General features: G+C 60.0%; 11 protein-coding genes. 5 read left to right on the forward strand and 6 right to left on the reverse strand.

Going from position 1 to position 12232, the window contains the following annotated elements; translation table 11 throughout:
• Positions 1-140: 140 nt before the first annotated feature.
• Complete coding sequence (gene cysQ / locus ACRC4F_RS24100; protein ID WP_438661608.1) at positions 141-968, reverse strand: 3'(2'),5'-bisphosphate nucleotidase CysQ; 828 nt, start codon at positions 966-968, stop codon at positions 141-143.
• Complete coding sequence (gene nudE, locus ACRC4F_RS24105) at positions 965-1531, reverse strand: ADP compounds hydrolase NudE (protein ID WP_438661609.1); 567 nt, start codon at positions 1529-1531, stop codon at positions 965-967. The genes cysQ and nudE overlap by 4 nt, the downstream gene beginning before the upstream one ends.
• 90 nt (positions 1532-1621) lie before the next feature.
• Between nudE and yrfG the strand changes: the two genes are divergently transcribed.
• Entirely contained in the window at positions 1622-2284 is a 663-nt protein-coding gene (gene yrfG, locus ACRC4F_RS24110; protein ID WP_131063290.1) for a GMP/IMP nucleotidase, read from the forward strand.
• A gap of 121 nt (positions 2285-2405) precedes the next feature.
• On the opposite strand, the gene lysM is transcribed toward yrfG, so the two are convergent.
• Positions 2406-2855, reverse strand: a complete 450-nt coding sequence (gene lysM / locus ACRC4F_RS24115; protein ID WP_438661610.1) for a peptidoglycan-binding protein LysM — start codon at positions 2853-2855, stop codon at positions 2406-2408.
• 136 nt (positions 2856-2991) lie between these two features.
• Here lysM and ACRC4F_RS24120 point away from each other — a divergent pair, with 136 nt between their 5' ends.
• The 4 genes from ACRC4F_RS24120 to ACRC4F_RS24135 all read left to right on the forward strand — a co-directional run bounded on the left by ACRC4F_RS24120 (position 2992) and on the right by ACRC4F_RS24135 (position 8020).
• On the forward strand, positions 2992-3879 hold the full coding sequence (locus ACRC4F_RS24120; protein ID WP_438661611.1) for a LysR family transcriptional regulator: 888 nt from the start codon (positions 2992-2994) through the stop codon (positions 3877-3879).
• Between the two features lie 94 nt (positions 3880-3973).
• The gene (gene fdhD, locus ACRC4F_RS24125) at positions 3974-4813 is read left to right on the forward strand and encodes a formate dehydrogenase accessory sulfurtransferase FdhD (protein WP_438661612.1); all 840 of its coding nucleotides are present in this window, start codon (positions 3974-3976) and stop codon (positions 4811-4813) included.
• Positions 4810-7158 carry an FdhF/YdeP family oxidoreductase gene (locus ACRC4F_RS24130; RefSeq protein WP_438661613.1) on the forward strand — a complete coding sequence of 783 codons (2349 nt, stop codon included), beginning with the start codon at positions 4810-4812 and terminating at the stop codon, positions 7156-7158. Before fdhD ends, ACRC4F_RS24130 begins: the two co-directional genes overlap by 4 nt.
• Positions 7159-7543: 385 nt before the next feature.
• The gene (locus ACRC4F_RS24135; protein WP_438661614.1) at positions 7544-8020 is read left to right on the forward strand and encodes a glycine zipper domain-containing protein; all 477 of its coding nucleotides are present in this window, start codon (positions 7544-7546) and stop codon (positions 8018-8020) included.
• A gap of 68 nt (positions 8021-8088) precedes the next feature.
• Here the strand turns inward: ACRC4F_RS24135 and ACRC4F_RS24140 are convergent, their stop codons facing one another.
• The 3 genes from ACRC4F_RS24140 to ACRC4F_RS24150 all read right to left on the reverse strand — a co-directional run bounded on the left by ACRC4F_RS24140 (position 8089) and on the right by ACRC4F_RS24150 (position 12086).
• Complete coding sequence (locus ACRC4F_RS24140) at positions 8089-8520, reverse strand: acyl-CoA thioesterase (protein ID WP_438661615.1); 432 nt, start codon at positions 8518-8520, stop codon at positions 8089-8091.
• Positions 8521-8695: 175 nt separating this feature from the next.
• On the reverse strand, positions 8696-9922 hold the full coding sequence (locus tag ACRC4F_RS24145; protein WP_438661616.1) for a 3-hydroxyacyl-CoA dehydrogenase NAD-binding domain-containing protein: 1227 nt from the start codon (positions 9920-9922) through the stop codon (positions 8696-8698).
• 229 nt (positions 9923-10151) lie between these two features.
• Positions 10152-12086 carry a RecQ family ATP-dependent DNA helicase gene (locus tag ACRC4F_RS24150; RefSeq protein ID WP_438661617.1) on the reverse strand — a complete coding sequence of 645 codons (1935 nt, stop codon included), beginning with the start codon at positions 12084-12086 and terminating at the stop codon, positions 10152-10154.
• Positions 12087-12232: the final 146 nt, after the last annotated feature.

A 12232-nucleotide genomic window follows, 5' to 3' on the forward strand; every position in this document is an offset into this window, starting at 1 on the left:
CGAGGGAGCTTGCTCCCGCTCGGCTGCGCAGCAGTCGTATTCCGGCAACAAGGATTGACTGATGTTTCGCGGTGGCTGGTGTTGGGGCCGCTTCGCAGCCCCGCGGGAGCAAGCTCCCTCGCCACAAATTCAAGTAAAACTCAGGAACGGGCCAGTTCCAGCAGTTTTTCGCGCCACGCAGCCTTCGCCGGCAGCGCCAAAAAGAACTCATTCAACAACGATTCCCGCGCCGGATAACAAAACGGCGCACCGCTCAAATCCAGCACTTCACCGCCCGCCCCTTCCAGCACACCTTGCGCCGCTGCGGTGTCCCACTGCGAAGTCGGTGCCAGGCGCGGGTAACAATCTGCTGCGCCTTCCGCCAACAAACAAAATTTCAGCGAACTGCCGATATTCGCCAGTTGCAGCTCGCCCAGACTGGCGCTCAACCCGGCCAGCAAGCGTTCCTGTTCGGGACTTGAATGCCGACGGCTGGCGACCACGGTGAACGCCTCGCCCGGAGCCGGGACATTGCGAACTTCAATCGGCAGCACCTCGGCACCTTTATCACCCCGCCACGCGCCCAAACCGGCACCACCGACATAAAATCGCCCGTTGGTCGGCATCGACACCACGCCAAACACCACTCGGCCTTGCTCGATCAGCGCGATGTTGACGGTGAATTCTTCGCTGCCTGAGATGAACTCCTTGGTCCCGTCCAATGGATCGACCAGCCACCAACGCTGCCAGCCCGCACGCACGCTCTGGGGAATGTTGGCGTCCTCTTCGGACAACACCGGAATGCTCGGGTCCAGCGCGGTCAGACCGTCCAGAATCAGATGATGAGCAGCCAGGTCTGCGGCGGTTACCGGAGAATCGTCAGCCTTGGCGGTCACCGCCGTGCCGATGCGCCAGAACGGCAGAATCGCTTCGCCAGCCTTCAACGCCAGTTCAACCACCGGCGCCATCAACGGATGCGGGAAATTCATGGCAGGAACACCCCACGCTGAGTCAGCAGGTCACGGGCCAGATACAGCGCCGCCAAGGCACGGCCCTCAGTGAATCGCGGGTTCTGCGCCAGGGCCGACAACTCGCGCAGGTTGATCTTCTCTACGCCCATCGGCTCGGGCTCGTCGCCCTCAAGGCGCTCTTCGTACAGATCGGTGGCCAGCACCACCTGGATCTTTTGGCTCATGTAGCCGGGGGACAACGACAACTCGGTCAGGTGCTCCAGCTGCCGCGCGCCAAACCCGGCCTCTTCCTTGAGCTCGCGCTCGGCCGCCGCCAGCACGTCCTCGCCCGGCTCGATCAAGCCCTTGGGCAACGACAACTCATAGGCATCGGTGCCGCCACAATACTCTTCGACCAGCACGGCGTGATCCGAGTCGAGCATCGCCACGATCATCACCGCGCCATACCCGGCGCCTTTGCCGACCAAACGCTCGTAGGTGCGCTCCACGCCATTGGAAAAGCGCAGCTTCAGCTCCTCGACGCAGAACAAACGGCTGGTGGCGACGATCTCGCGGGCGAGTACGGTGGGTTTCTGGCGCATGAAAGGCTCCTTGGCGTAAGCGGGTTACTATACCCGGCCTATCCTGATTGTTGACCTCGGATATCTTTATTACCGCTGGAGAAGTTTTTTATGTCCCTGCTGCCCTGGCGCGACATCGACACCGTTCTGCTGGATATGGACGGCACGCTGCTGGACCTGCACTACGACAACCATTTCTGGATGGAACACCTGCCTCAGCGTTACGCCGAGTTGCACGGGGTAAGCCGGGCCATGGCCGAGATGGAATTGCAGCCGCTGTTCGAACGCAACGCCGGCCAGTTGCAGTGGTATTGCCTGGATTTCTGGAGCGCCGAGCTGAAGCTGTCGGTGCGTGAACTGAAGTTGGAAACCGCCCACCTGATCGCCCTGCGGCCCGATGCGGATACGTTTCTCGCGGCGATCAAACAGGCGGGCAAGCGCGTGGTGATGATCACCAATGCGCACCGTGATTCGCTGTCATTGAAGCTGGAAAGGATTGAACTGGCGCCGTACTTCGAGCGGTTGATCAGCTCGCATGACTACGGTTTTCCCAAGGAAAATCCGCAATTCTGGGAAGCGTTGCAGGCGGACATCGGTTTCGATCCGGCGCGCAGTCTGTTTATCGACGATACGTTACCGATCCTGCGCAGTGCACGCAGTTTTGGCGTGGCGCATCTGTTGGCGGTGAGTGAGCCGGACAGTCGCAAGGGGCCAAAGGACACGGCGGAGTTTGCGGCGGTCGGGGATTATCGGGAGCTTATTGCCGGGCTTTAGACCGAGGCGCCTGCATCGCGAGCAGGCTCGCTCCCACACTAGATCTTCGGTGAACCGACACGTTGTGCGCGACGAAGATCAAATGTGGGAGCGAGCCTGCTCGCGATTGCGGTCTTAAGGCTTACTCAGGAATCCGCAACGACTGCCCCGGATAGATCTTGTTCGGATCCTTGAGCATCGGTTTGTTGGCTTCGAAGATCTTCTGATACTTGTTCGGATCGCCATACACACGTTTGGAGATGGCACTCAGCGTGTCGCCCTTCTCAACCGTGACAAACTTCGCCGGTGTGGCCACCGGTCCGGTCACGGTGATCTGGTCATCCACGCCGCTGATACCCGCCACGTTACCCAGAGCAAGAAGGATCTTTTCCTTCTCTTCCTGGCTGGCGGCTTCGCCAGTGGCGATGATTTTTTCGCCCTCGACTTTCACCTGAATCTTGGAAGTGTCTATCCCGGTCAGGGCGTCCTTGACGTGCTTGGTCAACGCCTCGCTGTTGGCTTCGGCCTTGTCCGGCGTCAGCGCATCGAGAATTTTTTCACCCGCTTCTTTTAGAAAACTGAAAAGGCTCATCGTTTGCTCTCCTTGGGTTTTAGGTTCCAGACGCAAAAGCCTAGACCAAGCTGGTAACCCCCGGTTCCAACCCGACCAATGACGTTGATCCGGCACAAGCGCTAGAATCCCGACCTTCCCGCGCCCTGGAGCGAAGATGGACATCAAGCAGCTGAAATTCCTCATCGCCCTCGACGAAACCCGGCACTTCGGCCAGGCCGCAGCGCGCTGTCATATCACCCAGCCGACCCTGTCCATGCGCCTGCGCAGCCTCGAAGAAGAGCTCGACCTGCCGCTGGTCAATCGCGGCCAGCGCTTCGAAGGCTTTACCGCGCCGGGCGAGCGCGTATTGGCGTGGGCGCGCACGGTGCTGGCGGCCTACGACGGCTTGCAGGCCGAGGCTGCCGCCTGTCGCGGCAATCTGGTCGGCACACTCAGGCTGGGCGTCGTACCGCTGTCGAGCTTCGATCCGCTGCCATTGATGCAACGTCTGCATGCCGAGCACCCGAATCTGCGCTTTGAACTCTCGGCGCTGAGTTCCGAGCAAATCCTCGAACAACTGGCGAACAATCGCCTGGACCTCGGCGTTTCGTATCTCGAACGCCTGGACGGTGAGCGCTTTGACTCCCTGGCCTTCAGCGAAACCCACATGGGCCTGCTCTACGATCAGCGCTTCTTCAGCTTCGGCGAGGCGCCGTTGAGTTGGGAGTCCTTGATCGAACTGCCCTTGGGCATGCTCACCAGCGGCATGCACTTTCGCCAGTCCATCGACCACAACTTCCACAGCCGCGGCCTGACGCCACAACCGCTGTTGCAAACCGATGCCGTGCACCAATTGTTACAAGCGGTGCACGGTGGCCTCTGCTGCGCGGTGATGCCATTGGACGGCGGCCTGGAAAATCTGACCGATCACTTGCGCCTGCAACCCATCGAAAACGCCAGGACCCTTGCCCGGCTTGGGCTGATCATGCGCCGCAGCGCCCCGCGATCGGCATTGGCAGAAGCGTGCTTTGCGATTTATCAGCAATCGCTGACGGCCTCTTGATCGACGTCATCTATCAGCGCATCAGTAATAGCGATTAGACGTGACAACTTGACGCGCATAGGCTTAAAGCTGACTAAACCGTCGGTGATGCCTCATGAACACCAAGCGCCCTGTCTGCGCGGCGCCAGCCCTCGAAACGCCCGCGCCCGCTGCGAGTCAGACGTACAGTTACAGCGACCTTCAATACACCGAATCGGCCAGCACAGCGCTGGCCGAAGAAGTCGCGTTGGCGATCGCTTATAACGGCATCAGCCAGGCAGTGATGTTGGTAACGCCGACGGATCTGGAAGACTTCATCGTCGGTTTCAGCCTCGGTAGCGGCATCATCGAAGACGCGTCCGACATCTATGACTTGCAACTCAGCGGCTCTGGCTCGGAGCAATACGCGCAAGTGACCATCGCCAACCGCGCGTTCTGGAACCTCAAGCAACAGCGTCGGCAAATGGCCGGCACCAGCGGCTGCGGGCTCTGCGGAGTGGAAGCGGTCGAGCAGGCATTGCCGGACCTTAAGGTGCTGCCCGGCGCGCCGTTGCCGCCCTCAGAATGGCTCGAAGGCTTGCGCCAGCGCATCGGTGCGTTTCAGCCGCTTGGCCAGTACTCCGGCGCGGTGCATGCGGCGGTGTTCATGAACGGTCAGGGCGAATTGCTCCTGGGCCGCGAAGACATCGGCCGGCATAACGCACTCGACAAGCTGATTGGCGGGTTGATCCGCCAGAAGATCCCGACTGAAGGCGGCCTGGCGATTGTCACCAGCCGTTGCAGCCTCGAATTGATCCAGAAAGTGTTGCGCGCAGGCATCCAGACCCTCGTCAGCCTGTCGTCGCCTACGGGCCTTGCCGTGCAATGGGCCCGTCGCCACAACCTCAATCTCATCCATCTGCCCCAGAAGAATGCGCCCCGGGTCTACAGCCCGGCATTGGAGAATCAAGCGTGAGTCAACATCGTCAAGCCGACCAGAAACCCGTCCCTCGCTACAAGCCCTACAAAGGCCCGGCCGGTGGCTGGGGCGCGCTGGCCAGCGTTGCCCGGGCCTGGTTGACCAGTGACAACGCGCTGAAAAACCTGCGCATGATGCTCAAGACCAACAAGAATGGCGGGTTCGACTGCCCAGGTTGCGCCTGGGGGGATTCCAACGAAGCCGGCATGGTGGCGTTCTGCGAGAACGGCGCCAAAGCGGTGAACTGGGAGGCAACCAAACGGCGTGTCGACGGTGCGTTCTTTGCCAAACACAGCGTCAGTTCGTTGCTGGAACAAAGTGACTACTGGCTGGAATATCAAGGTCGCCTGACCGAGCCTCTCAGCTATGACGCCGAAACCGATCGCTACAAGCCGATCAGCTGGGAAGCTGCGTTCGCCTTGATCGCCAAACATTTGCAGGGCCTGTCGAGCCCGAATCAGGCCGAGTTCTACACCTCGGGCCGCGCCAGCAACGAAGCGGCTTACCTCTATCAATTGTTCGTGCGTACCTTCGGCACCAATAATTTCCCTGACTGCTCGAACATGTGCCACGAGGCCAGCGGTGTGGCATTGGCGCAAAGTGTCGGCGTCGGCAAAGGCACCGTGACCTTCGACGACTTCGAACACGCCGATGCGATTTTTGTCTGGGGACAGAACCCGGGCACCAACCATCCGCGGATGCTCGAACCGTTGCGCGAAGCGGTGAAACGCGGCGCGCAGGTTGTGTGCGTCAACCCGCTGAAAGAGCGTGGCCTGGAACGCTTCCAGCATCCGCAGCACCCGATCGAAATGCTCACCAACGGCGACAAGCCGACCAACACCGCTTACTTCCGCCCGGCCTTGGGTGGCGACATGGCCCTGCTGCGCGGCATGGCGAAATTCCTGCTGCACTGGGAGCGCGAAGCGCAGCAGACCGGCCAGCCTTCGGTGTTCGATCACGACTTCCTCAATGAACACAGCGTCAACGTGCTGGAATACCTGGGCGCCATCGACGACACGCCGTGGGCGCAGATCGTCGAGCAGTCCGGCCTGACACTCGTGGAAATCGAGCAAGCGGCGCGCATGTATGTCAGAGGCAAAAACGTGATCATGTGCTGGGCGATGGGGATCACCCAACATCGCCATTCGGTAGCGACCATTCAGGAAATCGCCAACCTGATGCTGCTGCGCGGCAACATTGGCCGACCCGGCGCCGGCCTGTGCCCGGTGCGTGGCCACAGCAATGTGCAGGGCGACCGGACGATGGGCATCAACGAGCGTCCGCCGGTGGCGTTTCTCGATTCCCTCGAGCGGCGCTTCCAGTTCAAGGTGCCGCGTGAAAACGGGCATAACGTGGTCGAGGCGATTCACGCGATGGCCGACGGTCGCGCGAAAGTCTTCATCGGTCTGGGTGGTAACTTCGCCCAGGCCACCCCGGACAGCTCGCGCACCTTCCAGGCCCTGAGCAATTGCGACCTGACCGTGCAGATCAGCACCAAGCTCAACCGCAGCCATCTGGCACACGGTAAAGACGCGCTGATCCTGCCGTGCCTGGGCCGTACCGACATCGACATCCAGACTGAAGGTCCGCAAGCGGTCACCGTCGAAGATTCGTTCAGCATGGTCCACGCTTCCAACGGCCAGTTGCAGGCTCTGTCGAATCAGATGCGCTCGGAGCCTTGGATTATCGCTGGCATCGCTGCCGCCACCCTGGGCAGCAAACCGGTGGACTGGAACTGGCTGGTGGCCGATTACAGCCGCATCCGCGATCTGATCGCCGATACCATTCCGGGCTTTCGCGACTTCAACGAGAAGATCAAGAATCCGGGCGGTTTCTACCTCGGCAACAGCGCCGGTGCGCGCAAGTGGAACACCCCGTCCGGCCGCGCCAATTTCCGGGCAAACGTCCTGCCAAAAGACCTGGTACACGAACGCACCCGTGCCACGGGGGTGTTGCCGGATCTGATCATGCAGTCGATGCGTTCTCACGATCAGTACAACACCACAATTTACGGGTTGGATGACCGTTATCGTGGCGTGAAGGGTCAGCGGGATGTGTTGTTCGTCAATGAAGCCGACATCATTCGCCTGGGCTTCAAGCCTGGGCAAAAGGCTGACATCGTTTCGATCTGGGATGATGGGCGTGAGCGACGGGTGAAGGGCTTTACGCTGCTGGCGTTTGATATTCCTGCGGGGCAGGCGGCGGCTTACTATCCGGAAGTAAACCCGCTGGTGCCGCTGGAAAGCACTGGCGATGGCAGCCATACGCCGACGTCGAAGTTTGTGGCGATCCGGCTGGAAATGGCGAGTGAGACCGGGTTGATTTTGGCCAAGTCGGCTTGATGCATACAACCACCATTGTGGCGAGGGAGCTTGCTCCCGCTCGGGCGCAGCAGCCGCAAATCTGGCAACCCAATCTGGCCGATAGATTGGGTTCGCTGTTTTTTGGGGCCGCTCCGCGCCCCAGCGGGAGCAAGCTCCCTCGCCACAGGACAATCTCGCCTGCCAATTGAGCTGAAGGCAACTTTCCAATCGCCCACAAAAAAGGCCGTTTTTTCACAAAAACGGCCTGTCCGAAGTAGCTAAAGACCGGCGAAAAACACTTAAGTTCCGCCCAAAAAACAGCAACTTATAGAAATGTGCTCAAGTCGTGTTACTCGTCGGATTTCGATTGTCACGACCATGACACAGCCTCAGGATCGCGCCGTCATCCCCTTGAGGTTCCTCTATGAAGTTCTCCTCGATTCTCTTGTTGTCCCTTGGCCTGGTCAGTGGCTTCGCTTCTGCCGGAGGCACCACCGAAGCAGGTGTGGGCGGCGCATTGGGCGGGGTTCTTGGCTCGGTCGTCGGTCAGTCGCTAGGCGGCAACACAGGTTCCACCATTGGCGCGGCCCTGGGCGGCGCGGGTGGTAGCGCAGTCGGTGCAGACAAACGCAGCCGTGGCGAAGCCGCCATTGGCGGTGCGTTGGGCGCAGCAGGCGGTAACGTGGTCGGCCGCAGCATGGGCGGCACCACCGGCAGTCTGATCGGCTCCGCAGCAGGCGGCGGCGCCGGTGGCGCGCTGGGTAACTACATGGGCAACAAGAGCGATGAGGACGACGATGATCGTCGTGGCGATCGTCGCTACCGTGGCGACCACCATGATCGTGGTCACCACTATGGGCATCGCAAGCATCATCACAAGAAGCATTATCGCCGTCACTGAAGCCAGCAAGGCTTCGCAGACAGCAGATCAAAAAATCGCAGCCCGAGGGCTGCGATTTTTTTTGTCCGTCAAACCACCAGGCGTTCCATTGCACCGCGCAACCGGGCAGGAATCGCCACCGGTTGATTCGACGCCCGATCTACAAACACATGCACGAAGCGCCCCGCCGCGCAGGCCTCGTCCTCCCCGTCCTTGAACACCGCCAGCTCGTACTGCACCGAACTGTTGCCCAACTTACCTACCCGCAGACCGATCTCGATCCGGTCCGGAAAGGCGATGGATGCAAAGTAATCACATGACGAACTCACCACAAAACCCACCACCTCGCCGTCATGGATATCCAGGCCACCGACCTCGATCAGGTAAGTGTTCACCGCCGTGTCGAAAAAGCTGTAGTAAGTGACGTTGTTGACATGACCGTAAGCGTCGTTGTCGTGCCAGCGAGTGGTGATGGGCTGGAAGTGGGGGTAGTCGGTGCGTTGGGGCATCGGGTTGGACATCAGTGTCGATTCCTGGAGTTGGTTTGCCAGTCTAAGGCGAATACCGCGTTGTATTCATCGCGAACAGGCTCACTCCCACATTTGAACTTCTGTGAACACAGCATTTGTGGACGATCCGAGCTCCCTTGTGGAAGCGAGCCTGCTCGCGAAAGCGCCGGCACAGGCGCCGCATCAATCACCTGTCAGAAAAGCCCTTACCCGCCGCCTCCAGCTCGCCAATCAAGCGCGCCGGTTTCCAGTGATCGCCCTGACGGGTCTCCAGCGCCATCAATCGCTGATGAATATCCGCCAGTCCTTGCTGATCCGCCCACGCCATCGGCCCGCCCTTGTCCGCCGGGAAACCATAACCGTTGAGGTACACCAGATCGATGTCGTGCGCCGACCCCGCAATCCCTTCCTGAAGGATCTTCGCCCCTTCGTTGACCAATGCCAACAGACAGCGCTCGAGGATTTCCTCAGGGCTGATCTCGCGACGCTGGAACCCAAGCCCTTCGCTGACGTTTAGCACCAGTGCATCAACTTCCGGATCATGCTCAGCCTGGCGACTTCCCGGCTCGTAGTGGTAATAGCCGTTGCCGCTCTTTTGACCAAAACGACCCCGTTCGCACAGACGGTTATCCACCTGAACCTCGGGCGCATCCTGCCCTGTGCCCGCCAGTTCCCGAGCCCGCCATCCCAGGTCGACGCCAACCACGTCGTACATGCGGAACGGCCCCATGGCAAAACCGAATCCTTGCAGCGCCGCATCCACCTGATAGGGGTAGGCGCCCTCCAGCAACATCTTGCGCGCTTCCAGTACGTAGGTATTGAGCATGCGGTTGCCGATGAAACCCTCGCAGTTGCCCGCCACCACGCTGACCTTGCCCATGCGCTTGCCCAGTTCCAGCGCCGCATCGAGCACAGCGGGCGACGTCTGCGCGCCACGAACGATTTCCAGCAGTTTCATGATGTGAGCCGGGCTGAAGAAATGCAGACCCAATACTTGAGTCGGACGGTGAGTTGCCGCCGCAATTGCGTCGATATCCAGCGCTGAAGTGTTGCTGGCCAGGATGGCGTCAGGTTTAAGCAATCCGTCCAGTTCGCGGAAAATCTTTTGCTTGAGCTCAAGGTTTTCGTAGACCGCTTCGATCACCAGATCAACCTCGCGGATCGCCGCATAATCAGCCGCCGCCGTGACCCGCGCGATGCGCGCGTCCGCCTCGGCCTGATCGATCCGGCCCTGTCGCACATTGTGCGCGTAGGTGTCCGCCACGGTGGCCAGGGCCTGTTCCAGCATCTGCGGGTTGTTATCGACCCACTGCACCGGAACGCCGGCATTGGCCAGGCACATGACAATGCCACGGCCCATGGTGCCCGCGCCGATCACGGCGGCGCGCTGAATGTTGAACGGTGTCTGGCTCATGGTTGTTCTCTTGTTGGCGATCCAAAGACAGCCTTCACCATAGTCAGCCGCCGGGCATTTTTGAAATTTATTCCTGTGATGAGCAACATTCAGCGGATGGATCTACCCCAGCCAGACACTGGAAATCCCTGTAGGAGCGAGCCTGCTCGCGATGGCGGATTGTCAGCCAACGTCGTTTTGAATGTACTCACGCTGTCGCCAGCAGGCTAGCTCCCACAGGGGGCACAGTTCAGTCTGCGAGATGTTGTTCAGCCCACGCCCGCACCTCGGCGTACGGATAATTCTCCAGCGCCGCAAATCCCGGAATTGAACGCGCCTTCAGCTTGGTAAACAGCGGCACGCTGATCCCGCACAGAAACAGGGTCACCCGCTCAGCCGACGGGACATTGCCGGTGTGCTGTTCATGCCTGTGGATAAAATCACCGCACAGCGCTTCAAAGCTTTTATCCATAAGCGCCGGTAATTCCGGCGGTGTTGGCAGCCGCGCCACGTGTCCATGACACACCGAACAATGCCCGCATCGGCGCGGCGCGTTTTCGTCGCCGAAGTACTCGGCCAGGCGATAACCCAGGCAACGATCGGTGGCAAACAGGTCGAGCATGGCGTGAATCCGCCCGATCTCGGTGCGCTCATGTTGGGTGAAGTAAGCATGCAGTTCGGCGCTCAGTGCCTGGCTGTCGACATTCGTCTGCAGCAGACTGTAGACCTCGGTCATCTGCTTGCTTTCCAGTTCGACCCAGCCTTTCTCCTGGAAATAATCCAGCGCCTTGACGACCCGGTTGCGCTCGGCCTGATGCTGTTCATAGAGCGCGTCGAAATTCACCGTGGCCCAGGTCCGCGCTCGACTGGAGGTCTGGATGATTGCCGCGACAAAGTCTTTACGCTCTCCCTCGAAACGGGACAGCAAGGCTTCCGGCTCTTGCAAATACTTGAAGCGGTACTCGGCGTAATAGGCGTAACGCGGAGCGATCAAACCACGTAGCTCGAGTTGCACCAGCAAGGTCTTGAGTGGCAGCTGGCGAATGTTGCTCTGGTCCGACAAGGGCCCCAACAGAAACTCCCACTGCCCCTCCGGCGCAGCAGCTTGCATCTCATCGAGCACACAGCGAATGCCATCCAGCTCGGGCGTGTCGCCGTAGACGAAGTTTTCCAGCACGTTAAGGCTGTCGCGATTCGCCAGCACCAGGCAATCCGATGACTGCCCGTCACGCCCGGCACGGCCGATTTCCTGGCTATAGTTTTCGATGGACTTGGGCAGGTCGAAATGCACGACGTTACGAATATCGCTCTTGTCGATACCCATCCCGAAAGCAATGGTGGCAACGATGCAATTGGACTGCCCGCCCATGAAACGTTTTTGAATGGCTTCCCGTTGTTCGTGGGGTAAACCGGCGTGATAGGCCTCGGCCTGAATGCCATTGCGCCCCAGATGTTCGGCGATGTGCTCAGCGGTTTTTTGCAGCGTGACGTAGACGATGCTCGGCTGACCGGGACGTTCGCTCATCCACTCGACCAGACGTCGGCGCTTGTCCTGACCGCGTACCGGCTCGACCAGCAGATTCAGGTTCGGCCTGTAAAAACCCGTGGTCACCACGTCTTCCGGCGCAATGCCGAATTTGGCCTCCATGTCCGCGATCACTTTGGGCGTTGCAGTGGCCGTCAGCAGCAGCGCCTGCGGAATGTTGAACTGGCGTTGGTAGTCGGGAAGCTTGAGGTAGTCGGGGCGGAAATTGTGGCCCCACTCCGAGATGCAGTGCGCCTCGTCCACCGCCAGCAGCGAGATCGGCACCTGCTGCAGGAAATTGCGGAAGCGCTCGTTCTTCAGTCGCTCCACAGAGATCATCAAAATCTTCAGTTCGCCGGACTTGGCCCGGGCCATCACATCGCTTGCGTCATCGCGGCTCTGGGCCGAATCAATACTGCCCGCCGCAATGCCGTGGCGTTGCAGGAAGGCCAACTGATCCTGCATCAACGCCAGCAGCGGCGAGACCACCAGCGTCAGGTGCGGCAGCAACAAAGCCGGTAATTGATAGCAAAGAGACTTGCCTGAGCCGGTGGGAAAAATCGCCGCCGCCGAGCGCCCGGCCAACACCGCGCTGACCGCCGCCTCCTGTCCGGGCCGAAACTGTGGATAACCGAAAACCTGTTCCAGGGTGTTGTGCATAAGCTGTCACTCCGTTGACCGCTGCGAAGCCCAAAGCCTAGCCGGCAAACGCAGCGAGTCGAGAAAAGGTCGGGAACCAAAACGATACGGGATGATACAGCCTCGCTCCAGGGTCCTTCGCCACAGGATGAAACAAACGAAACACT

The organism is Pseudomonas sp., from assembly GCF_051660785.1.
In the GTDB taxonomy this organism is placed as follows: Bacteria; Pseudomonadota; Gammaproteobacteria; order Pseudomonadales; family Pseudomonadaceae; genus Aquipseudomonas.